Raw genomic sequence first — 22,845 nt, forward strand, 5'->3', positions numbered from 1 at the left:
GTTAACGTTCGATTTGTTCGCGTACTTGACGGCGGAACGTCTGAATGTCGTAGGTCGGTTCACTTGGACTGAACTCAATCCCGTCGATCAGTCGAGCGTTTGGTGACGCATCCGGGAACTCGATCCGTGTCAGCCATTCAAGCGTCGTCTCTTCATGACGTCTTGGGAAGGCTTGCTCGAGTTGAGAGGCAATCTTCAGAAGCGGATGATGACTATGCCGCTTTGGCGCATGCGCCCGTACTTGTTTGGAGTGCTTGACGGTTTGTTCTTTTTCGATCGCTATGACTTTTCGCTTCCGGATGACATAAAGCGTAACCGCAACTAAGATCACCGTCAGAAGTGTCGTTGCGATCCAAATCCAATCCGGTGTTCCTGCCTGGACGGCAGCTTGCTCCACGTCTTGAACACCTTTGATATTCTCTAGCCCCATTGCCCGGTTCGTCATCGTGTCCGCTTCCCGACCAAGTGGTTCCGTCCAAAGGAACAATGAACCGAATGCTTCAAATAGCGGACGAATCGCACTCGTGACGGATCCGACGAGCGCTTCTTTCGTGAGACGGAAGACAACAGCGATGATCAGCCCCGCGCTGAGGACTAACGCGATCGTCGGGAAGATACGCCGCCATTCTGTCATGTAGGTGACGACGAATGGATACGCAATGACGAAGACCAAAATTAAAAATGCGCCAATTGGTGGTGTCACTCCCGGGAACAATACCATCACGACGCCGATGACCATCGCACTCGTAGCGTAACGCCACGCCGAATCGACCGTATCAAGAAACGCGGTCCAGGCGACGAAGACAAGGGCTAAGACGCTAGCTACGGGAGAGAGGAAAAACAAGGACCCCGCTACGAGTAACTGTAATCCGATTCGAAGCGAACGATGTGGTACGAAGGCAAGTGCCGGAAAAGCGAGCGCGAGATAGAACGGAACCGGTAACAGACTCGCAAGGAATATCCACCAGAGAATCATGCGCTCACTCCTTTCTGCCGGTGACCGAGGTGAATCTCCGCCGTCGTCGACGGCACACTACGTTGCAATCGCTTCGTGAAGTACCGGCGCTCGAGTGGTAGATCGTATTCGGAAATCCGAGCAAGGCATTCCATCGTCCGTAGGAATTGATGTTTTCCTGTACCAGACGGAACATGATACCACTGACCGGATCGGTTGACCATCGAAATCCAGAGGCTGTAGGAAGCCCCTTGTTTCTCGAGTTCACGGATGATCGTCGCGGCACGCGATAATAGTTTCTCGAAGTCCGAACGGAGCGCGAGTCCGTCTGCGGACAAGCCATCGACGATGACGGCATAATCATGGTTACGTTTCCGGTCATATTGATACGAGTACAGCTCATTCGTCTTCGCATAAGCGGACCAGTAGATCGACTTCGCATCTCCGGAGTAGGGGACGACGGAGTGGAAACTCGAGCGATCGGTGAACGGACTCGAGCGATCAATCGTCTCACCGGGAATCATCCGTTCATTCCACTCGACTGACGCTGGTGCAAATTCAGGGAAGACGTGACCCAGCTCTTGGATATCAAGCGTCACATAGATTGTGATCAAATGAAACGGATCCGAGATCATGACGTCAAACGACTGAATCCGAATCGTTCCTCGGTGAGCGGCAATGACATCGATTGAAAACGGCACAATCGTCTGTTTGCTGACATATAAGTGTTGACGCCAAAATTGACTACTCGCATCAGGAAGCTTGATCTGATCCCCGAGCAAGCCAGAAATCGTGATGCGACCGAGTGGTAACTTCGTTGGGTTCGATAACTCGAACGGTATCTGGATCGTTTCCTCTCGAAAAGCGCGAACGGTCTCAAGGAGGCGGACGCGAATCCGCTTCGCAACGTATTCGAGATAATACGGCATCACCCAGCCATATAATGTATAGGCGAGTAATAAAGCCGCAATCCAGACAGGACCATAGAGTCCGACGATGACGCCGCTTGCACCTGTCATCGTAAGAATGATGAGGTTAAAGCCTTTTGGTATGATCAATTGCATGATTACACCTCAGTCGGAACAGTGAGTGAATCGAGGACTTGCTCGACGAGACGTTCGTTCGATAGCTTCAGCGTCGCTTCGAGCGTCAAGACGAGACGGTGGGCAAGCAATGGCGTCGCCAAGTGCTTGACGTCCTCTGGTGTGACGTACGTCCGCTCCTGCATCCAGGCCCGTGCTTTCGCGGCTTTTAAGAGTGCGAGCGTCGCTCGCGGACTCGGTCCGATCTCAACGTCACGATGGGCGCGGAGTGCGTCACAGACATCGAGTAAGTAGTTTTCGACGCTATCCTCGATCAAGACGGCAACGACTTCCTCTTTCCAGTCATTGAGTTGTTCGAGCGGAATCTGTAGTTCGGCTGCTGTTAAGTGCGCCCCGCGTAATAATGCTTTTTCCGCTTGACGTGTCAGGGGAGCGAACGATAATTTGAACAAGAAACGGTCGAGTTGGGCATGCGGCAATGGGAATGTACCGTGTCCATCGAACGGATTTTGTGTCGCGATGACAAGAAAGTGTTGCGGTAATGTATAAGATGTATCCCCGATCGTCACTTGTCCTTCCGCCATTGCCTCGAGCAATGCTGACTGTGTCCGTGGCGTCGTCCGGTTAATTTCATCGACGAGGACGATGTTCGCGAACAGCGGACCAAACCGTTGTTCAAACGATCCTGTCAGCGGATTGAACAGCTCCATCCCAAGTAGATCGGTCGGTAACGTATCCGCTGTACATTGAATACGTGAGAACTTCGCTTCGAGTGTCTGCGCCAGTGCTTTTGCTAATGTCGTCTTACCGGTCCCCGGACGGTCTTCGAGCAAAACGTGGCCCTCTGCGAGCAAGCCCATCAATAAATGATCAATCACATCGTCCTGACCAAGGACAGATTGTTTGAGTGATGTCCGTAACGTTTGAAACATGGATGATTCCCCCTTTAAGATGCATCGTATTTCTAAAGTGTACGAAAATTCAGAAAAAACCGCTAGTGATTTTCCAGGAATCACGCATAAAGAAATACGTCTATCTTTTATACTACCAGTTTCATCCAAAAGTTTCGTGGAATATCAAAAAAATTGAAACAGGATTATGAAGTCACTTAGCGAATAGAAGGATATAGTCATTAGAATAGGGGGGATGGACAGATGAAACCACATACTACCGAATCGAACTCCACTCTAAACCAGCAACAAGATGTTGCTCACAGTCCTATCGACGAGTATCAACGGATTGTTGCCGGAGGACCTCCGAATCGCCGAGTCTTTGCCGCGATTCGTCGGCTCCCATTCGGATTACGTTTGCTGACGTATACGATCGGTTCCTTATTCACAGCAGGCATCCTCGCTGGACTCGTCATCAGTCTACTCGGTTAAAAAAGACTCCCTCAGCATTCCGAGGAAGTCTCATCATTCTTCAAAGAGATCATCCATCAACTCGGAGATCTCTTTTTTACGTGCGTTCGTCTCATCGCGTAAGATCCGAATCGAACGTCCGGTCCAGTCAAGTCGGTCGCCGATCGTTGCCTGGCGCGGCAAACGACTTTTCGGTAACGTGATTGTCTCGCGTTCGTCGGTTTCGCAAATCGCTAGATCGTCTTCAAAATCAGCTAGGGTCAATCGCATCTGATGCACCTCCACGTCTCGTTATTCCGGTCGTAAATCGGTCCGGTTCGATTCCTTGATGCCGTCACCGGTCGAGATATACTGAATCGTTCCACTTTGATCGGTCCGGTCAATCGTGATCCGTTCTGCTTTCAGTTCCTGTAAAACGGAGGGACGTGGGTGACGATAGGCATTGTCCTGCCCGGCTGAGATCAAGGCACGCTTCGGATCAACGGCTTGTAGGAAGGGCAGGGAGGACGATGTGTCTGCTCCGTGATGCCCAAGCTTCAAAACATCGGCGCTAAGATCGGCATCCGACTCGAGCAATTGTCGTTCCGTCCGGATCGGAGCGTCACCCATGAAGAGGAATCGGTCCTGTCCATGTTCGACCCGCAGAACGGCACTCCAACTGTTGAGATCCTGCGTTCCGTCCGTTAGGGGCGCAAGGAACGTAAAGCGTGCGGCTTCACTCGGTATCTCAAGACCCGCCTTAACCGACTTGATCGTCACCCCTTCTCGTTTGACGGCTAGAAGGAAATCGCGATATGTCTCTGTCGTATGCGTGACACGCGGGGCATAGACGCTATCGACTGGAAAGGCATCGAGGACGGTATCGAGTCCACCGATATGATCGGCGTCCGGATGTGTCGCGATGACTGCTGTTAAGCGTTTGACACCCAATTCTTGCAGGTAGCGGACGACATCCTCGCCTTTGCCGTTATTCCCACCGTCAATCAAGATCGCGTCTTCCTTCGTCCGGATGAACGTGCTATCCCCTTGACCGACGTCAAAACCATAGACCTCCATTTGTCCCGCGGTTGGGGCAGGGGGCTCTTCGTCCCGTGTCGTGTAGAAGATGACGATCAGGCAGAGGGCTAACAGAATCGTTGAGCCCCATTTCAACATGTCGGTTCCTCTTTCTCGAACAGATAGAGCATGCCGTTACGCGGATGACCGAACCGTGGCCCCCGGTAACCGCGCCGTTTCAAGGCAGCACGCATCAGAATCATCATACCGCCGTGCCCGACGAGCAATACTCGTTCATCATCCTCGAACATCAGTTGATTCAATAAGACCTCAATCCGTTCGTTCGCTTCCTTGATCTCCGCCTGAATCCGTTTGCTGAACGGGGCTGCCAGTCGACCGAGGACCGCCCAGCCAAGAAACGGTAACCGGAGATTCGAGCGGATTGTCGGAAACGGTACTTCCCGTAGTAAATCCGTCACGATGATCTCTTTATCGTAGACACTTTGTGCTGTCTGGACGGCACGTGGCATGCTACTGGCATAACAGACCGTCCAGTCGATCTGACCAAGCTCGACCGGTTGAATATCGATGTCTGACGTATCATACCGTTCAATCCATTTTTCAATATCGCTGGCGCTGATCCAGCCTTTCGTCGGGTATCCTTCCGTCACCCGGTGATGTCTCACTAATCCAATTTGTTTCATGCTTCGTGCGACGGTCAAGACCGTCTCCCTCACTTTCATTCATCGTTTAGAGTGCGGCGCGAATCGCCAGTCCACATAAAATCGCACCTAAGATACTGAGCAAGCTCCCGATGATGTAATATTCCGCAAAGCGGCGATCTTCAAACTGTTTAAAACGGGCCAGTGCCTTCAAGGCAATGATGAAGCCAATCGCTCCGGTTGCGTTCGTGACGACGAGCAGGGTAATGATCGCCCGTTCGACGAGACCGATATAACGCCCGATCCCGTTTAATTCCGTCGTATAACTGCGGGCAGAATCTTCGACTTCATGTGTGACGGTCCGTGAGACGCCATCGAGTTGCTCCTTACGTGTCACTTTTCGCTCGAAATGCGCTTCGATCAAGCGCGGAGCAAATGGTGCGAGCATCAAAGCAATCCCGTGACCGAGCAACTCCGTCGTCACTAAACTGAAGCACAGAATCCACAGGACCTGCTCGGGTCGCGCGAACGACAACGACCAATCGATTGGGACGAACACCCATGTCAACGCGATAATAACAGCAATATGTAACGCTTGATCGATCCAGTACGCCGCAGCTTGTTTGACGCGACGTTTGAGCGGGGAGGCATCGAGTAGGGCGTGAAACACGAGAATACTTCCTCCAAGCCATCCGGCGATGTCGATGGTTAATACCCCTCGGATGACGAAGAACGCAAGGACAAGTAGCATCAGAGCCGCATGAACGGCAAGATGTTGGAATAAGATTCGTTGGTGTCGGTGTTTCAGTAGCGCCATCCGTCTCGTCTGTAATGGGAAATCAGCAAGTAGATGGACAAGTATAAGGCTAAGTAAGACGGTCACCGAATCGCCTCCCAGACTTGGAATTGCTCCAGTGCCTGTGTCAAGGCAGCTTCAAGACGCTTCCGTTGCTTACGCTGCGAGCGGGAAACGAGTTTTGCGACATTCGCGCGGGCATCTTGTTCTTTAAAGCCCATCTTCAGACCGATCTCTTCATACGTATCATCTGGATAGTGATCCATCAACCGGTGCAGTTCAATCTGACGGTCCGTCTTCCCGAAATACGCCGGATAAAGCATCTCGAGATAGCCATTCAGCAGGGCGGTCGGTAAGTAGGGCGGTCCAGCAAACGCAATCCGTGACGGAAGCGTCTTCGCCTGTTCTTGCGCTTCAAAAGCGTGAATGATCGCACTACCATTGGCTTCTTCAGCTTGGGTCGTCGAAATCGTCTCATACTGACCAAATCCAATCCCGATGTAACCTGGTAATTCTTGATTCAATAAGTGCAGAATGACCGGATAACTAACCGGATAATCCGCAAATACCGCTAGTAAGCTATCACCGGATTTGATTTGGAACGGAACGATACTCGTTGGAAATGCCGTATTTAGATCGTTCGCGAGTTCTCGGAGCGCTTGAAGTAATGCTTCTTTGCTCGGATAGTCGCGGGAGCCTTTGACATCAAACGACAAGGCAACAGCTTGCATGACGATTCCTCCTGTTCATTTGTTGCCACAATCATGGAAACATTTGATTTGTTACCGTTAAAAAGGTAACATTCGCGGTGTTACTGTTATTAGAGTAACAAAGAATGAGGAGGAAGACCAACAGGACGATAGACCGATTTTTACACGACAGGGGGCATGGATGAATCTGACTAAAATATCATTTTTTTATTTAAGTTAACATAACATATATTATCAATAGTTATAAGATTTTGTCTCATAATCAAGGTAAACTTAAGATAGTGAGACGAAACAAAAAAACACGGGATTAACCGTGTTTTCGACAATCATATGGACGTGTCCGTTCCAATCGATGAATCAAACGATCTAGGAATATATGATGGCGGCGTTCAAGTTGCGTGATCCGTTCAAGTGGCAACCACGCGAAATCAAAGAAATCACCGCAATCCTGACCGTCACCAGCCACACAATGCGTCCAGCGGTTCTCTTGGCATTCGATGTGCGCATGGTAGAAATACGTGTAATGCACCCGCATTCGTTCCGGATAACGCATCTCTTCTTCGCCGATGTACTGGACGGATGCTAACGAGAGACCACTTTCCTCCAGCGTCTCACGGACAGCCGCTTCTTTGGCGATTTCAGCATCTTCGATCGTACCTGCGGGGATCTGCCAATCACTCTCAGGAGCCGATTGTGGATGAAAAACAAGTAGTTCCCATCCGTTAGGTTTTTCCCGAGTGATATAGATTGCTACTTTTTCGCGACGTCTGAATTTCATCTTCATCACCTCTCCAAGGTCGGCAGATTGCACAACAAGCAGCTAAAGGGACGGTCCCGTAGCTGCTTGATCAATTGACGCTATAAGCAAAGCTGCGGAGACGCGTGACCCGACGCTTGTTCGTGACGAATCGTGACCTGACTATTTCTTCTATTGTAGCCGTTATTGGTCAGTGTTTCAATTTGTAAACGATATTTATAGCGATAAATCTCAAAATTCCGAGCGTTCGTCTCAAAATCCCCCTCTCCTGCCCCGTTAAATCTAAAAAAGCTCCCCCGTTAACCGGAGGAGCTGCATTTTATCGTGTATACCAGTCAAGCAATGGACCAAATTTCTCTTCATCGTAAGCAAATGAACCGTTCGACAAGCGGTCGAGGAACGATAACGAACCAATTTGGATCGTTTTCTCTTGCTCTTTCCCGCTGAGGACCAATTCTTTCGCTTGTGTGACGTCGATCAGTGCTGCGACTTGGTGTGGTTTCGATTTCAAATCACGGAGCAACTGTAAGCCACGGAGCGCACGGCTCGAGACTTGGAACTGATCCGCGAGACGCATCTTCTTCAAAGCACCGCGTTGCGTCAAGAGGACGATCTGTGGTGCTTCCTTGAAGCCGATCGCACCCGCAACGACATCCTGATCCTTCAGGTTGATCGCCTTGACACCGGCAGCTCGGACACCAACGACTGGGACGTCGTCTTCCGTGAACCAGAGCCCGAAGCCGTTCTGTGTCGCGAGGAACAGGTCGGTCTGACCCGTTGAGACCTGCGCATACAAGACTTCGTCGTCTGCCTTCAGACGGACGCCTTGGAGCGGTTTTGACTTCCGCTGCGCGTTGTAGTCACTCAGTTTCGAGCGTTTGACCATTCCTTGACGAGTGACGAACAAGCAATGCTGTGCTTCGTCGAACGAACGAACGAGATCCGCTGAGAGGACCCGGTCGCCCGGTTCGAGTGGAACGAGGTTTGCGACGTGTTGACCGCCATCCTTCCATTTCGTATCCGGTAATTGGTGGACCGGAATCAGCAAGTAGTTTCCACGAACAGTCCAGACGATCAAGTGGTCGGTCGTCATCGCTTGCCCTTGGAGCAACGGACGATCCTGTTCCTTCAAGTCCGGCAAGTCGTTCGAGGCACCGAATGAACGAAGCGACGAGCGTTTGACGTAACCGTTTTTCGATAGGAAGACCATCGTTTCTTCGACAGCGATCATGACTTCCGTCTTCAGCTTCAGTTCTTCAACTTCCGCTTCAATCGTCGAGCGACGTTTGTCCGCGACTTGTTCCTTCAAGACTGTCAATTCCTTGATGATCAGACGATTCCGTGTCTTTTCATCGTTGAGGATCTTCTCGAGACGAGCGATTTCCTTCTCGAGTTTCGCAGCTTCTTCCTGCAACTCGACGATATCGGTATTCGTTAACCGGTATAGCTGGAGCATGACGACGGCTTCCGCTTGACGGTCCGTGAAGTTGAAGCGCGTGATCAGCTTGTCTTTCGCGTCCGCTTTGTTCGACGCAGAACGGATCAAGGCAAGCGTCTCATCGAGAACAGAGATTGCTGTCATCAAGGCAGAAACGACTTCCTGACGGCGTTTCGCTTGTTCGAGGTCAAATGCTGTCCGGCGGATGACGACTTCCTTGACGTGTGCAAGATAGGCATCAAGCAACGTCAAGACGCCCATTTGCCGCGGTGTCCGCTCATGGATCGCGACCATGTTGTAGTTATAAGCAATTTGTAAGTCAGTCTGTTTGAGATAGAAGTGTAAGACACCTTCTGCGTCCGCTTCCTTCTTCAACTCGATGACGACGCGTAAGCCGTCGCGGTCGGTCTCATCACGAACTTCCGCAACCCCTTCGACCTTTTTATCGAGACGGAGTTCTTCCATCCGTTTGACGAGATTGGCTTTATTGACCTCATACGGGAGCTCCGTGATGACGATTTGTTGACGACCGCCCCGCAGTGTCTCAATCGTTGAGCGCGAGCGGATGATGACTTTCCCGCGTCCTGTCTCGAACGCCTTCTTGATGCCATCAAGCCCTTGGACGACACCACCAGTCGGGAAATCAGGACCTTGCATATGTGTCAATAAGTCATCGACGTTCTGGACCGTCCCTGAGATCCGACCAATCGCAGCATCGAGGACTTCTCCCGCGTGGTGCGGTGGAATCTCGGTTGCGTAACCAGCGGAAATCCCCGTCGAACCGTTCATCAGCAAGTTCGGCAGTAGTGACGGTAAGACGAGTGGTTCTTCCGTCGTATCATCGAAGTTCAGCGTGTAATCGACAGTTTGTTTGTTAATCCCGTCGAGAATGAGGCTTGAAACTTTCGATAAACGGGCTTCCGTATACCGCATCGCTGCCGCGCTATCGCCGTCGATCGATCCGTTGTTCCCTTGCATATCGATTAACGGATAACGGAGCTTCCACTCTTGGCTCAAGCGGACCATTGCTTCATAGACTGACGAGTCACCATGCGGATGGTAGTTACCGATGACGACACCGACCGTCTTTGCCGATTTCCGGTAGGCACGGTCAAACAGGTTACCTTCCGTATGCATCGCATACAAGATCCGGCGTTGTACCGGTTTCAGACCATCACGGGCATCCGGTAAGGCACGATCTTGGATGATATATTTCGAATAACGACCAAACCGGTCGCCGACGACTTGCTCGAGCGACAGGTTCAGGATGTTTTGTAGATTAGACATGTTCGTTCACACTCTCTTTCGTCACGTGCTCATTCTCGATGATCGAGAGGTCTTCCGCGAGACCGAAGGCGACATTGTCCTCGATCCACGTCCGGCGGTGTCCGACGTTATCACCCATGAGGACAGAAACGCGTTTTTCCGCTACGGCAGCATCGTCGATCGTGACCCGAATCAACGTCCGTGTCTCCGGATCCATCGTTGTTTCCCAGAGCTGTGGTGCATTCATCTCTCCGAGTCCTTTGTAACGCTGGATCATATAGCCTTTGCCGAATTTCTTCGTCGTTTTCTTAAGTGTCTCTTCGTCCCAGACATATTCGAACTTCTCCGATTTGCCTTTTCCTTTTGAGACACGGTAGAGCGGTGGTAAGGCAACGAAGACCTTCCCAGCATCAATCAACGGACGCATGTAGCGGAAGAAGAACGTCAATAGCAAGACTTGGATATGCGCGCCATCGGTATCGGCATCGGTCATGATGATGACTTTATCAAAATTGCAATCTGACAAGTCGAAATCAGCTCCAACACCGCCACCAATCGCGTGAATGATCGTGTTGATCTCTTCATTTTTCATGATGTCAGCGAGTTTCGCTTTTTCTGTGTTCAAGACCTTACCACGGAGTGGAAGAATCGCTTGGAACGTCCGATTTCGTCCTTGTTTCGCGGAACCACCGGCAGAATCACCCTCGACGAGGAACAGTTCATTCTTGTCCGCGTTCTTCGAAGCAGCAGGCGTCAGTTTCCCGTTCAAGATACTCGAACGTTTCTTCTTTTTCCCGTTTCGTGCTTCTTCGCGGGCTTTTCGTGCCGCTTCCCGAGCTTGCGCTGCGCGGATCGCTTTTTTGATCAACAGCGTCGCCGTTTGCGGGTTTTCTTCCAAGTACGTCGAGAGACGACGACTGATGACAGCGTCACAGCTCGTCCGCGCTTCCGGTGAACCGAGTTTCGACTTCGTTTGTCCTTCGAACTGAAGGAATTCTTCCGGAATCCGGATCGAGACAATCATCGTCAAGCCTTCGCGGATATCGTTTCCGTCGAGGTTCTTATCTTTTTCCTTCAAGAGCGTGTTCTTCCGGGCATATTCATTCATGACCCGTGTCATTGCTGTCTTCGCGCCGACTTCGTGTGTTCCACCGTCGCGTGTCCGGACGTTGTTGACGAACGAAAGAACGTTTTCCGAGTATGCATCCGTGAACTGGAAGGCGATATCGACTTCGATCTCGTTTTCTGTTCCTTCGAACGCAACCGTCGGATGCAGTGTGTCTTTATCATCGTTCAAGTACTGGACGAATTCACTAACACCGTCTTGGTACTGGAAGATGTCCTGCTTATCGGACCGTTCGTCCGTCAGCGTAATCTTCAGACCCTTCAGCAAGAAGGCGGATTCGCGCAACCGTTCCGCGAGCGTATCGTAATTATAGGTTAACGTACTGAAGATCGAGCCATCTGGCTTAAAGTAGACGCTCGTTCCTTTTTGACGTGTCGTACCTGTTTCAAGCAATGTCGTTTTCGGCATCCCGCCGTTTTCGAACGTTTGCTCATATTGTTTTCCGTCACGGAAGATCGTCACTTTCAAGTCCGTTGATAAGGCGTTAACAACTGACGCCCCAACGCCGTGTAATCCACCGGACGTCTTGTAACCGCCCTGACCGAACTTACCACCGGCGTGAAGGACGGTGAAGATGACTTCTGCTGTTGGTTTACCAGACGCATGCATCCCCGTCGGCATTCCGCGTCCATGGTCACGCACCGTAATCGCATTATCTTTATGAATCGTGACATCAATTTGTTCCCCGAAACCTGCAAGCGCCTCATCGATCGCGTTATCAACGATCTCGTAGACGAGATGGTGAAGTCCACGGTGATCGGTTGAACCGATATACATACCTGGGCGCTTCCGGACTGCTTCGAGTCCTTCGAGCACCTGTATGGCATCATCATTGTAGTTATTTAAGTCTGTCGCCATTCATTTCACCTCAAAATTCGAAATTACGACGTCGTTTTTACAAACGTTCGTTCGTTATTTCGAGTAGTCTGTCTCTAATTGTAGGCATCTTCTTGCTTCCTGACAAGCATAACCTGTAAAGCGCATGAAAAAAGACACCTTCACGAACGGGTGAAGATGCCTGAAATCGTGCGATGACTCACAGATATTGATGCTCAATCTTGATGCAACGATTCTCAATATAAGGAATGCCGGCACCGAGTGCCAGGCTCTCGGCTTCAACACTTGAGAGACCGAGCTGATTCCAAATCATCCCGACGTCACCATGAGCGACAGCATCTTTCGCGACATCCGCTAAAAACTCCGACCGACGGAAAACATCGACGATATCGATGTGCCCTGGAATGCTCGCGACACTCGGATAGACTTTTTGACCGTTCCACTCGTTTAACGTCGGATTGACTGGAATGACTTCGTATCCATGTTGGACTAAGTAGTCAGCGATCCAGTTCGCCGTCTTCCCGGAATCACTTGAGACGCCGACGACCGCAATGCGTTTGGCATCCTTCAAATATTGACGTGCTTGTTGATCGGTAATCATCTAGAACTCCCCCTTATGAAAATAACTCTTACCTAACACTCTATACCCGAACCAAGATGAAGTATGCGAAATCGAGCATGTTTTCGACGTTTTTCAGAAATCGTCTTGAAATCAAATGAGTCGACCAATGACCCGTCGAACAGCTTCTCGATGCAACTGAGAGCGAAATTGAATATTCATTCTTTTTTGATGTTTTAGGTGACATAATACTATTATTGTTATTACAGAGAATATTGCAGCTTAAAAATCATAAAAAATAGGTTGAATTCTCACGTGCATTGAGTTGACCAACGACCCGTCCAGTATGTTGTCGATGCAACTGAGAGCTCCCTGTCTGATAATTTAAAGTTGCGTGAAATAACTATTTCACGCAAACAAGTGTCTGACGTACCAACGTTTGGTATACTACTACTAGAGGGGTGATTGTCGGATGAGTTTATTTAAAAACCTAGGAAAAACGATACATAAAACGACCGTTTCGGCTACAGCACCAGCGATTCCTGGTTATGAGCGGATGCCACGCTTCATTCAGTCCTATTTGGATCAGTTAGCAGCAAAACATTTCTCATTAGCAACGATGCGTCGCTACGTCTATGACTACGAAGCGTTCTTTCAATTCGTCGCTGCGGCGTCCGGTGAAGAAGTAACGGCTCGAGATATTCCGCTTGAAGCGTTCGTCGAGATCGATGCATCAGGAATCGAAGCCTATGCCGAATACCTTGCCTTAACGAAACAAAATGCACCAAGCGTGATCAACCGAAAGCTATCGGCGTTACAGTCGTTGTTCCGTTATTTGGTCGATACAGGTCAGCTGTCAGAAAACCCGGTCGCAAAAGTCAACCGACCAAAACAAGCGAAACGGGAACCGGTCTACCTGACGAAACGCGAGTGGGACGAATTGATTCAGTTGTTACCGTCGAACGTCGAGATGAATGCCCGGGAAGCGTCGCATTATGAACGTGATCGCGTCCGCGACGTGACGTTATTCCAACTACTCGGCTATAGCGGGATGCGTCTCAGTGAGATGACCCAATTGGTCTGGAATGATGTCGATTTCCATGAAAACACGCTCCGTGTCATCGGAAAAGGCAATAAAGAGCGGCTGATTCCACTCGCAAAACCAGCCCGGATCGCCTTACGCAAATACGCGATTCATTATCAGATGCCAACGAGTGGCGCCGTGCCTGTCTTCCAAAAACACGGGAAACCACTCAGTCCACGGGCAGTCCAGCATATTTTGCAGCGGCACACCGAACGATTGAAACCGGTCCTGCCCTTTTTAGAGCGCAAAAAAATTACACCGCATAAATTGCGGCATACGTTTGCGACACGTCTTGCGACCGGTGGGGTCGATGTCCTGACGATCCAGCAGTTACTTGGTCATGAATCCGTCGCGACGACACAAGTCTATGCCCATATCGGCGATTCCGAGAAAAAACGCGCCGTCGATTTATTTGATGGTGAACGATAATCATATTATGTTAACTAAAGGAGAGTTGTCATGATTTACGGGCTCAGTGAACGCAAAATCAAACAGATGTCTGATGCCTATGCTTTTCGACGGGGAAAGAAGTATGTCGCCGCTCGAAAGGTCACGTTGCATAATTATCGAATGGGCGACGAGCTGATCGAAGCGAGTGTCGACGGTGAGGAACGATTCACGGTGACCGTCCGCGTCAAGGCGCACGGTGTCGACGCCGGCTGTAATTGTCCATCACTTGCGATGGATACATCGTTTTGTGGACATATCGTCGCCGTTTTACTAGCGATGCATCATGTTCAGGCGCACGGCACACCGACGCCGATGTCACCACAAATCCGTCCCTTCACGGCGTTTCAAGTCGATGACGCTGGCGCGCGCCATTATTTACGCAGTCTCACACCGGATCGTCGGGTGGCGATTCATTTCGAACTGACAGGACCCGTCGTGACACTCAAACGATTGACGGACAAGCAGCAGCATCAACTGTCCCTGCCCTACTTCGATCGTCTCCTTGGACAGACGGAGTATTTGCAGCGACTCGCCGATGTTTCGTTCAGTCCTGATTTACAAGAACGAATCGTTTCCGGGACACCAATCGTCAAACTCCATCTCGACCGAACGGCTCAGGAAGTCGAAGTCCGCGTGTCGTTTGATTATCAAGGGATTCAGCTGAATCCGCTCGATGAGACGATTTACGCTGGACGGGATCAGGTAACGGAGCAAAGTGTCTTACGCTTCTTACGTGAATTCCAAGCAACACCACGAGACATGCGATACATCATCACGAGTGACGCCGCGCAGTATGCCTTTCTGCGGAGTCTGCTTGACGAACGGGTTGCGCTCGGTCAACTGGAGTTATTTGCAACACAAGCGATCCGGACGACGTTACCAAAAGGTCCATTCCATCCGCGAATCGAAGTCGACGTAACGGACCGCCTCGACTGGCTCGTGTTCAACTTTTCAATGGACGGGATTCCGGAAGACGAGCTGAAACGTGTCCTAAAGTCGCTCGTCTTACAAAAACGCTATCACCGCTTGAAATCCGGACAGTTCGTTTCTCTCGAAACACGGGCCTTCCAGCAGTTGCAACGGGTTCTCGCCCAGATGGAAGCAAGTGAACGGGACTTACGCGACGGACGGATCGTCTTACCTGCCGTCCGGAACATGAAGCATCTGATTGGCGCTTCCGTCCTCCATCTTCACGCCAATTTGCTCGAGAAATGGCTTGAATTAAAATCCGGACAAGGATTCCAGCTCGACTTGCCGAATTCGTTAGAATCACGACTCTATCCATATCAACGAACGGGCATTCAATTTCTGAAGAATTTAGACGCGCTAGGATGTCACGGGATTTTAGCCGATGAGATGGGGCTCGGGAAGACGATTCAAGCAATTGGTTATGTCGCAACGATCCCTGATTGCCGCGCGCTCATCGTCGCACCGGCATCACTGCTCCGCAACTGGGAGGCAGAACTGAAGCGCTTTTTACCCGGTCGACCGGTTCATGTCGTCACTGGTTCTCAAGCCAGCCGACTCCGCGAACTGGAGCACTTACCTGAAGATACGGTGACGATCGTCTCCTATACGACGCTTCGGACCGACGTCCGTCGCCACCCCGTATATGACGTCATCTTCTTTGATGAAGCACAGCATTTGAAGAATCCGCAATCACAAACGGTCAGTCAACTGCGGCATCTGCAAGCAAAACGCCGGTTCGCCTTAACAGGAACACCACTTGAGAATCGTCCGCGTGATATCTGGTCGATTTTCCATGTCCTGTTTCCGGAATTACTGCCGGATTTAGCGACTTTTGAAAAATGGTCGTTTGATGACATGCAACAGTTCATCCAACCGTTCTTATTACGGCGCGAGAAACGAGATGTCTTACAGGACTTACCGAAGAAACAGATCGAGCATCATTATGTCGAGCTCGGTCCGAACCAAAAACGCTTATATGCGTCGTATCTTGCCAAATTGCAACTCGAGACGCTGCAACACTTAGACGAGACGAAACGCGAAGATCGTCTGAAATTACTGGCTGGGTTAACGCGGTTGCGGCAAATTTGCAACGATCCGGGATTATTCGTCGAGGAGTACACAGGGGAAGCAACGAAACGAACGCGTCTGCTCTCACTGATTGCGGAAAAACGGGCAGTCGGAAAGCGGATCTTGATTTTCTCGCAGTATACGCAAATGCTCGAGCGCATTCGCTCGGACCTCGCGCAACGTCACCTCCCCCACTTCTTGTTGACGGGTGAGACACCGCTTGAAGACCGGGTAGCGTTATGCGACCGGTTCAATGACGGTGAAGTCGATCTCTTCTTGATTTCCCTGAAAGCCGGTGGAACGGGACTGAATCTCGCGTCTGCTGATACCGTCATCCTGTTTGACAGCTGGTGGAATCCGGCTGTCGAACAACAGGCAGCCGATCGCGCCCACCGGCTTGGACAACAATCTGACGTGACGGTCATCAAACTGCTGACACGCGGGACAATCGAAGAAAAGATGACGGAATTACAAGATCGAAAAGCCCAGATGGTCGATGCCGTCCTGACGGCTCCAGACAGTGATGCCTTGACCGTCAAGGAACTCGTTCATCTCGTAACGACAAAGGAGGAACATCGGTGATCCTTGATCTCCTGCTTGGTTACCTTATCGGTAGCATTCTTGGCGGTACGCTCTGGAAGTACATCAGCCGTACCGATTTGGCACAGGTCGGCTCCGGAAACATCGGTGCTCGCAATGCCCATCGCGCCGGTGGGCTCCCGGCCTTTTTATTCGTTTATCTGTTTGATGCCGCGAAGACGATTCTTGCACTACAGCTAACAGACGCGTTTTATCCCATCGCTCTCGCCGTGCTTATCGGTCACTTGTTTCCGTTGTTTCATCCGCGACGCGGCGGCAAAGGGTACGCTGTGTTTTCCGGAATCGTCTTCGCCATCACGCCGTGGGCATACCTTGCCGGACTAGGCATACTCGGTTTGTCATATCTCGTAACGAAAGATAGCGTCAAAGCGGGGCTGATTCCGGTCGTTTTACTCCCGTTACTACCTGTCTACTTTGACGCGGGACCCATCAATATCTTGTGTACCGTTGCCGTAAGTCTACTTGTCCTGTGGGCTCATGATGCACTTCACAAGCCAGTCATTACATAAGGAGGACGTCTCATGATCGATTTTTCCATTGCCACCGCTTCGGACGCGGAAGCAATCCATGAACTGAACTACCTCACCTTCACGGAAGAGATTCCGCAACACCAACCGAATACCGAACGGAAACGGATTGACCGGTTTCATGATCAAAATACCTATCTGATCGGCAAGGAAGACAATCGACTCGTCGCGATGATTGCTATTCGGAAGCATCGTCCTTTTTCGCTTGAAGAAAAGGGCGTGACGCTAGATGAGACACTGACGGACCCAGCGGAAATCCGCTTACTCAGCGTTCGTCCCGAATACCGCAATAGTCGTACGTTCATGCAATTGATGCGCTTTTTGATGGTCTACTTGGAACGGGAGACGATTGATCATGTCTATATCAGTGGTACGACACGGGAAGCTAAACTATATGCGCGGTTCGGCTTCACACCAATCGCAGCAACGCTTGGTAGTGGCGATGCCCAGTTCGTACCGATGTTGTTGTCTCGCGCAACATACGAACGGTCCGTCATCGCGGATGTCTTACGTCCCCTGCATTTCCTAGCCGGTCCGGTCGAAGTCGCTCCGACGGTCCGTCAAGCGGCGCAACAAGCACCGCGTCCACATCGGACGGCATCGATGCGTCAGCTCGATCAAGATTTACGGGACCGAATGTGTCAGTTGCTGGATTTGCCACATGTCTCGATGGCTGTCGGCAGTGGTACGCTCGCGAACGATATCGTCGCACAACAACTCAGTGGACATGGATTGATCCTAAACGGTGGCGAGTTCGGTCAACGCTTGATCGATCACGCGGCACGAGCCGGGAAGTCGTTTGATATCCACCTGCTTCCGTCCGGTCACCCGATCGACTTAGAACAACTCGCAAGCCAACTGCATCAAACGGAGTACGACTGGATTTGGTTGACGCATTGTGAGACGTCTACGGGCGTTCTCTACGATCTCGATGCGGTAAAAGCGCTGTTAAATCAACGAACCGCACTCATCGTTGATGCGATCAGCGCCGTCGGAACCGGACGTTTCTCGTACGCCGGTTGCAGATTCGTCACGACCGTCTCCGGAAAGGCGATTGGTGGGTTACCGGGTCTTGCGTTCATCGGGCATACGTCCAGCGTATTGCCTTCCTCCCGGATTCCACGTTATCTGGATCTCGGTCTATATGCGGAAGGGGTTGCTTTTTCCGGTTCCTCGAATCTGTTGCTGGCTTGTCAGGCAGCGCTGGATGCCATTGATCTCGATCAAGCAGCCATCAAGATGACCTATCTCGAACAAACCGTTCGCGCTACTGGTTTCAACCTTCTTGCGACTCAAGAAGCGCAAGCGCCGGGAATTCTGACGATCGTCCATCCGTCGGCAACCGCTTTAGGAGACGCTCTTCGGATTCAGGGCTATCACGTCCAGTATGAAAGCGACTATCTCGTCCGTAATCAATGGCTCCAAATTTCAACGATGGGACAGACGACGATGCGGCACGTTGAACGTCTCGTCCGTGTATTGGTTCGTGAAAACCAACGCATCACCATAAAAAATGAAAAAAATGAAAGACCTCTCAACCCTTGATTTCAAGCGATTTGGAGGTCTTTCGACTTTAAAAAATAAAAATTAGAGGTTTAAGGATTTAAAACATAGGGGTATAAACTCACTAGCACCGCATCAAACCGGTGACTTACTCACACATGTTTCTCAATATCAGCGTAATGACCTGGGAGAGAAATGCAAAGTCACGAAAGCGTCAGGCTCAATGCGAGTCTGGAACCGATTGTCTTAGCATGTTTCATATTGTTCAGGACTTGTCCTGCTCCTACATTCATTACCTTTTGAGGGCTATACCAAATTCAAGGGGGAAATGAACATGTCAGTTAAATTAACAGCCGAAAAACGCGAGGTACGTCCACGCTCACTCCGTAAACAATTACGTCATGAAGGAAAAGCTCTTGGTGTCGTGTATGGTTACAAAGTGGAAAGTACACCAATCTCATTCGAAGAAAAAGAATTGCTTAAAATCGTTCGAGAAAACGGTGAGAACGTCTTGATTTCACTGAAACTCGACGGTAAAAATATTAACGTCTTGATCAACCGTCGTGATATGGATGTCTTCACACCAACTGTCGATCACGTTGAATTCATCGCCGTTAAAATGGATGAAGAGACAGAAGTCGAAGCAGACGTCGTACTCGTCGGCGAAGCAGCTGGCGCTAAAGTCGGTGGATTCCTGTCACAGACACTCTTTAAAGTAACAGTCGCAGCGACACCAGATAAATTACCAGAGAACGTCGAAGTCGACGTCACGAACCTCGAAATCGGCGATTCGATCTCTGTTGCTGATCTTCCGGAACAAAAAGATTTCCGTATCGTCACAGAAGGCGACATTCAAGTCGCAGCTGTCGTCGAATCAACGCTTGAACAAGAGCTTGAGGAAATCGAAGAAGCAGAAGCTGAAGCGCAAGCGGAAGCTGGTGAAGACAACGAAGCGGAAGCTACGGAAGAGTCTTCAGAAGAAGCAAAAGAAGAGAACGAAGATAACAAATAAGTCGTTTATCGATACGCCCTTCGTGGCGTATCGTTTTTTTGTGTCTTGACAATAGACAGAAGATTGCCTAAAGTGAACAGCGTATCATCTATTACTATATCCACTAGGGGAGCCCATTTGGCTGAGACGATTCACTTCGGACCCTTCGAACCTGATCTAGTTCATACTAGCGTAGGAAAGTGGAGCGATTACATCCAATGACTCCTGCTGCGCGCAGTTTTTCTGAGGACCGCTCTCTTTTTTACGGAGGGCGGTCTTTTTGGCGTCTCCCCCATTCTAAGGAGGACGAACACGATGCAACACTGGAAAATGAAAGAAATCATGGTCATGATGATGCTCGCCGTCGCTTGCGGGGTCATCTATCTCGGTTGGTCAACACTCTGGTTACCGATGTCTGCAATCTTCGGGCCAGTCGGTGCCAACTGGATGTTTGGGATCTGGATCATCGCAAGCCCGCTCGTCGCAGCAATCATTCAAAAACCAGGTGCTGCCCTCATCGCGGAAATCGTCGCGGCAGCCGTCGAGCTGTTCACGGGTAGTCACTTTGGCTTATCGGCTCTACTGATCGGGGTCTGCCAAGGACTTGGTGCGGAACTCGTCTTTGCGATGACGCGTTATCGCCGTTATGACACCTGGACATTGATGTTATCGGGTGTTGGAGCCGCGATTGGTAGCATTGTCTACAGTCTGATCGCGAACGGATTCGGTTACTACACGACGACGACGTTGCTTGCGACAACAGGTTTACAATTGATTAGTGGTGCATTACTCGGCGGCTTGCTTGCAGCGATTCTCGTCCGTCGCCTTGTTGCGACCGGTGTCTTGAACGGGTTTGCGGCCGGACGTGCGAAACGGGAAGTCGCATGATTACTGTCGACGACCTCAGCATCCGCTATCCGGGTCAGATGAAATCGGTGCTCGATCATGTATCGCTGACGATCGAACAAGGAACGACCCTTTTGCTTGGACGCAGTGGGAGTGGCAAGACGACACTGCTTCATGCCCTAGCCGGACTGACACCGGAGACGATTGAAGTCGAACAGACTGGTACCGTTACCCGGTCCGGTTCGGTCGGAGTCTTATTTCAAAATCCAGAAGAACAGTTCTGCATGGAAACGATCGGACGCGAAATCGCTTTTAGTTTAGAAAACCGGTCGATTCCAAGTGCGGAGATGGAGGAACGAATTGAACGCTTACTCGCACTCGTCGGTCTCCCTCTCCCCTTCTCGACACCGATCGCGAGTCTATCCGGGGGGATGAAACAGCGCCTCGCGCTCGCCGCGGTCCTAGCGCTCGAGCCGACGATCTTATTACTCGATGAACCAACAGCCCAGATTGATCCAATCGGACAACACGAGCTGATGGCGTTGATCTTTCGGATTCAGAAAGAACACGATTTAACGATCGTCTTGATCGAGCACCAACTCGATGTCTGTTTACCGTACATCGACCAGATCGTCTTACTTGAGGACGGATCGATTACTGCGACGGCGCATCCGCAGGATTTGTTCCCGCAGGCTTATACAGAGCTTCAATCGAAAGGCATCGCTGTTCCTTCTTTGTATCCGTACACGTTAGAGACGTTACCCATAGATGGACCACAAGCAGCGCGACTTCACGTTCTTCCTCCAGTCGCTACAGCAGGCATTCCCCTGTTACACGTTGCTACATTATCGACGAAAGCCCCTTACCCGCTGACCGATGCGACATTTTCCCTGCAGACAGGAGAATGGGTGATGCTGCTCGGGGCAAACGGATCCGGGAAAAGTACGTTGCTTGCAACACTCGGTCGGTTGCTTCCCCATCGTGGAACATATCGGTTCCAGGAACGTCCGGCTCAGCGTTACTCCCGGAGACGCTTTTATGAGCACGTCGGCTATGTCTTTCAACAACCGGATTTGCAGTTTCTCAAGCTGACGGTTGAAGCGGAAATCGACTGGAGTCACCGAGCAGCGACGAGTGATGAGCGCACGACGTTGCTCGAACGGCTGGAACTCGCATCCGTCAAACAGCAGTCACCGCTTGCGCTTAGTACGGGGCAACAACGACGGCTCAGCGTCGCGACGATGCTCGGGCAGGCGAAGGATGTGTTGTTGCTCGATGAACCAACGTTCGGACAGGATGGATTGACGACGCGGCGGCTCATGAAACAGTTGTTGACGGAACAACAGAACGGAACGACACTCGTCATGGCAACGCACGACATGGAACTCGTCGCCCGATACGCGGATCGTGTCCTCGTCATGGAGCAAGGCCGGATTGCCTTTGACGGACGTCCGAGCGAGTTATTCGCTGACGTTCCGTTACTCGAACGCTGTCAGCTACAACGTCCACTTTCGTACCAATTCCAGGAGGTGAAGCGCAATGCAGACGAACGCGTCACCGTTCGCTAAACTCAATCCTGTCATCAAAGGTAGCGGATTGGTTTTGATCATGTTTGCCTTGATTGCAACGAACGACTGGGGCAAGACGTTGGTGTTCCTGAGTTTTGCTATCGCTCTGCTACTCCTCTCCGGGTGGGGTCCTCGCGATTTCTTGAAACGACTCGCACCTTACAGTCTATTATTCTTATTGACGTTCTGGATGATGGCAGCCTTCGGCAAAGGAACGAATCCTCTATGGTCGTTTGGTTGGTTTCATGTCACATCGGAAAGTGTCATGCACGGCTGGTTACTTGCCTTACGGATGGCAACGTTCGTCTGCTTAAGTTTCGCTTTCGTCACGACGACCGATGCGACCCGGTTCGTGATGAGCTTGATTCACCAAGCAAAGGTATCGCCTCGCTTCGCGTACGGATTTCTTGCCGGGATCCGCTTTCTTCCACATTTGGTCGAAGAAGTCCGCGTCTTACGGCAAGTCCGGATGATTCGGAACGTTCACAGTCGCTTTCCTGGTGATGCGTTCCTATCAATCGGCTTACCGCTCTTCTCGCGATCGATTCAGCGGGCAGAACGGATGGCGATCGCTTTCGAAGCCCGTCATTTTTCAGCAGAACGGACATATTATGAAGTGCCAGTCGTTCAGCCCCAGGATGTTATCTATCTCATGGTCATCCTCCTGTTCATCAGTCTTGTCTTTTGGCTATGATTACCGCCACCCGTATCCGGGTACATTCTAGCAAGACAG

The 22,845-nt window shown here is 50.8% G+C and carries 21 protein-coding genes and 1 riboswitch; of the genes, 9 read left to right on the forward strand and 12 right to left on the reverse strand.

Annotated elements, in window-relative coordinates; translation table 11 throughout:
• Position 1: 1 nt before the first annotated feature.
• From L985_RS08725 to L985_RS08735, 3 genes are read right to left on the reverse strand one after another with little or no spacing between them, the layout of a single operon-like run.
• Positions 2–976 (reverse strand): hypothetical protein, encoded by a 975-nt coding sequence (locus L985_RS08725; protein WP_047395417.1) that lies wholly within the window; start codon positions 974–976, stop codon positions 2–4.
• On the reverse strand, positions 973–2,019 hold the full coding sequence (locus L985_RS08730) for a DUF58 domain-containing protein (RefSeq protein WP_047395414.1): 1,047 nt from the start codon (positions 2,017–2,019) through the stop codon (positions 973–975). Before L985_RS08730 ends, L985_RS08725 begins: the two co-directional genes overlap by 4 nt.
• A 2-nt stretch (positions 2,020–2,021) precedes the next feature.
• Positions 2,022–2,930 carry an AAA family ATPase gene (locus tag L985_RS08735; protein WP_047395411.1) on the reverse strand — a complete coding sequence of 303 codons (909 nt, stop codon included), beginning with the start codon at positions 2,928–2,930 and terminating at the stop codon, positions 2,022–2,024.
• A gap of 222 nt (positions 2,931–3,152) precedes the next feature.
• Here L985_RS08735 and L985_RS08740 point away from each other — a divergent pair, with 222 nt between their 5' ends.
• Entirely contained in the window at positions 3,153–3,380 is a 228-nt protein-coding gene (locus L985_RS08740) for a hypothetical protein (protein ID WP_047395408.1), read from the forward strand.
• 33 nt (positions 3,381–3,413) lie between these two features.
• Here L985_RS08740 and L985_RS08745 read toward each other — a convergent pair whose 3' ends face one another.
• The 9 genes from L985_RS08745 to L985_RS08785 form a co-directional block, all read right to left on the reverse strand.
• The gene (locus L985_RS08745; protein ID WP_023468328.1) at positions 3,414–3,629 is read right to left on the reverse strand and encodes a DUF3006 domain-containing protein; all 216 of its coding nucleotides are present in this window, start codon (positions 3,627–3,629) and stop codon (positions 3,414–3,416) included.
• A 21-nt stretch (positions 3,630–3,650) separates the two neighbouring features.
• Entirely contained in the window at positions 3,651–4,511 is an 861-nt protein-coding gene (locus tag L985_RS08750) for a ComEC/Rec2 family competence protein (protein WP_029341722.1), read from the reverse strand.
• Entirely contained in the window at positions 4,508–5,059 is a 552-nt protein-coding gene (locus L985_RS08755; protein ID WP_029341723.1) for a histidine phosphatase family protein, read from the reverse strand. The genes L985_RS08750 and L985_RS08755 overlap by 4 nt, the downstream gene beginning before the upstream one ends.
• Before the next feature lie 46 nt (positions 5,060–5,105).
• On the reverse strand, positions 5,106–5,900 hold the full coding sequence (locus tag L985_RS08760) for a DUF3307 domain-containing protein (RefSeq protein ID WP_029341724.1): 795 nt from the start codon (positions 5,898–5,900) through the stop codon (positions 5,106–5,108).
• Positions 5,897–6,544, reverse strand: coding sequence for a hypothetical protein (locus tag L985_RS08765; protein ID WP_029341725.1), 648 nt, complete (start codon positions 6,542–6,544; stop codon positions 5,897–5,899). Before L985_RS08765 ends, L985_RS08760 begins: the two co-directional genes overlap by 4 nt.
• 286 nt (positions 6,545–6,830) lie before the next feature.
• Positions 6,831–7,301: an NUDIX domain-containing protein gene (locus L985_RS08770; protein WP_230088538.1), complete on the reverse strand. Its 471-nt coding sequence runs from the start codon at positions 7,299–7,301 to the stop codon at positions 6,831–6,833.
• A 298-nt stretch (positions 7,302–7,599) separates the two neighbouring features.
• Entirely contained in the window at positions 7,600–10,005 is a 2,406-nt protein-coding gene (gene parC / locus L985_RS08775; RefSeq protein ID WP_047395403.1) for a DNA topoisomerase IV subunit A, read from the reverse strand.
• Complete coding sequence (parE, locus tag L985_RS08780) at positions 9,998–11,968, reverse strand: DNA topoisomerase IV subunit B (protein WP_023468335.1); 1,971 nt, start codon at positions 11,966–11,968, stop codon at positions 9,998–10,000. Before parE ends, parC begins: the two co-directional genes overlap by 8 nt.
• A 178-nt stretch (positions 11,969–12,146) precedes the next feature.
• Complete coding sequence (locus tag L985_RS08785) at positions 12,147–12,548, reverse strand: CoA-binding protein (protein ID WP_023468336.1); 402 nt, start codon at positions 12,546–12,548, stop codon at positions 12,147–12,149.
• A 430-nt stretch (positions 12,549–12,978) separates the two neighbouring features.
• Between L985_RS08785 and L985_RS08790 the strand changes: the two genes are divergently transcribed.
• From L985_RS08790 to L985_RS08825, 8 genes are all read left to right on the forward strand, one after another.
• Positions 12,979–14,019: a tyrosine-type recombinase/integrase gene (locus L985_RS08790; RefSeq protein WP_071908794.1), complete on the forward strand. Its 1,041-nt coding sequence runs from the start codon at positions 12,979–12,981 to the stop codon at positions 14,017–14,019.
• A gap of 30 nt (positions 14,020–14,049) precedes the next feature.
• Positions 14,050–16,659: a DEAD/DEAH box helicase gene (locus tag L985_RS08795; protein ID WP_071908796.1), complete on the forward strand. Its 2,610-nt coding sequence runs from the start codon at positions 14,050–14,052 to the stop codon at positions 16,657–16,659.
• Positions 16,656–17,186, forward strand: a complete 531-nt coding sequence (locus tag L985_RS08800) for a glycerol-3-phosphate acyltransferase (RefSeq protein ID WP_084642231.1) — start codon at positions 16,656–16,658, stop codon at positions 17,184–17,186. The genes L985_RS08795 and L985_RS08800 overlap by 4 nt, the downstream gene beginning before the upstream one ends.
• Before the next feature lie 12 nt (positions 17,187–17,198).
• Entirely contained in the window at positions 17,199–18,749 is a 1,551-nt protein-coding gene (locus L985_RS08805; protein ID WP_051656267.1) for a GNAT family N-acetyltransferase, read from the forward strand.
• Positions 18,750–19,041: 292 nt separating this feature from the next.
• Positions 19,042–19,719 carry a 50S ribosomal protein L25/general stress protein Ctc gene (locus L985_RS08810; RefSeq protein ID WP_035397342.1) on the forward strand — a complete coding sequence of 226 codons (678 nt, stop codon included), beginning with the start codon at positions 19,042–19,044 and terminating at the stop codon, positions 19,717–19,719.
• 95 nt (positions 19,720–19,814) lie between these two features.
• Positions 19,815–19,914, forward strand: a riboswitch (TPP riboswitch).
• 99 nt (positions 19,915–20,013) lie between these two features.
• Positions 20,014–20,586, forward strand: coding sequence for an ECF transporter S component (locus L985_RS08815; RefSeq protein ID WP_047390306.1), 573 nt, complete (start codon positions 20,014–20,016; stop codon positions 20,584–20,586).
• Positions 20,583–22,112, forward strand: a complete 1,530-nt coding sequence (locus L985_RS08820; protein ID WP_047390309.1) for an ABC transporter ATP-binding protein — start codon at positions 20,583–20,585, stop codon at positions 22,110–22,112. Before L985_RS08815 ends, L985_RS08820 begins: the two co-directional genes overlap by 4 nt.
• The gene (locus L985_RS08825) at positions 22,084–22,806 is read left to right on the forward strand and encodes an energy-coupling factor transporter transmembrane component T family protein (protein WP_047390311.1); all 723 of its coding nucleotides are present in this window, start codon (positions 22,084–22,086) and stop codon (positions 22,804–22,806) included. Before L985_RS08820 ends, L985_RS08825 begins: the two co-directional genes overlap by 29 nt.
• Positions 22,807–22,845 lie beyond the last annotated feature (39 nt).

Origin of the sequence: Exiguobacterium sp. ZWU0009, assembly GCF_000798935.2 — a bacterium.
Classification (GTDB): domain Bacteria; phylum Bacillota; class Bacilli; order Exiguobacteriales; family Exiguobacteriaceae; genus Exiguobacterium_A; species Exiguobacterium_A acetylicum.

Excerpts from the sequence above, each read along its gene's own strand:
- L985_RS08725 (WP_047395417.1), bottom strand. The coding sequence starts at position 976 with ATGATTCTCTGGTGGATATTCCTTGCGAGTCTGTTACCGGTTCCGTTC.
- L985_RS08730 (WP_047395414.1), bottom strand. The coding sequence starts at position 2,019 with ATGCAATTGATCATACCAAAAGGCTTTAACCTCATCATTCTTACGATG.
- L985_RS08735 (WP_047395411.1), bottom strand. The coding sequence starts at position 2,930 with ATGTTTCAAACGTTACGGACATCACTCAAACAATCTGTCCTTGGTCAG.
- L985_RS08740 (WP_047395408.1), top strand. The coding sequence starts at position 3,153 with ATGAAACCACATACTACCGAATCGAACTCCACTCTAAACCAGCAACAA.
- L985_RS08745 (WP_023468328.1), bottom strand. The coding sequence starts at position 3,629 with ATGCGATTGACCCTAGCTGATTTTGAAGACGATCTAGCGATTTGCGAA.
- L985_RS08755 (WP_029341723.1), bottom strand. The coding sequence starts at position 5,059 with ATGAAACAAATTGGATTAGTGAGACATCACCGGGTGACGGAAGGATAC.
- L985_RS08765 (WP_029341725.1), bottom strand. The coding sequence starts at position 6,544 with ATGCAAGCTGTTGCCTTGTCGTTTGATGTCAAAGGCTCCCGCGACTAT.
- L985_RS08770 (WP_230088538.1), bottom strand. The coding sequence starts at position 7,301 with ATGAAATTCAGACGTCGCGAAAAAGTAGCAATCTATATCACTCGGGAA.
- parC (WP_047395403.1), bottom strand. The coding sequence starts at position 10,005 with ATGTCTAATCTACAAAACATCCTGAACCTGTCGCTCGAGCAAGTCGTC.
- parE (WP_023468335.1), bottom strand. The coding sequence starts at position 11,968 with ATGGCGACAGACTTAAATAACTACAATGATGATGCCATACAGGTGCTC.
- L985_RS08785 (WP_023468336.1), bottom strand. The coding sequence starts at position 12,548 with ATGATTACCGATCAACAAGCACGTCAATATTTGAAGGATGCCAAACGC.
- L985_RS08790 (WP_071908794.1), top strand. The coding sequence starts at position 12,979 with ATGAGTTTATTTAAAAACCTAGGAAAAACGATACATAAAACGACCGTT.
- L985_RS08795 (WP_071908796.1), top strand. The coding sequence starts at position 14,050 with ATGATTTACGGGCTCAGTGAACGCAAAATCAAACAGATGTCTGATGCC.
- L985_RS08805 (WP_051656267.1), top strand. The coding sequence starts at position 17,199 with ATGATCGATTTTTCCATTGCCACCGCTTCGGACGCGGAAGCAATCCAT.
- L985_RS08810 (WP_035397342.1), top strand. The coding sequence starts at position 19,042 with ATGTCAGTTAAATTAACAGCCGAAAAACGCGAGGTACGTCCACGCTCA.
- L985_RS08815 (WP_047390306.1), top strand. The coding sequence starts at position 20,014 with ATGCAACACTGGAAAATGAAAGAAATCATGGTCATGATGATGCTCGCC.
- L985_RS08820 (WP_047390309.1), top strand. The coding sequence starts at position 20,583 with ATGATTACTGTCGACGACCTCAGCATCCGCTATCCGGGTCAGATGAAA.
- L985_RS08825 (WP_047390311.1), top strand. The coding sequence starts at position 22,084 with ATGCAGACGAACGCGTCACCGTTCGCTAAACTCAATCCTGTCATCAAA.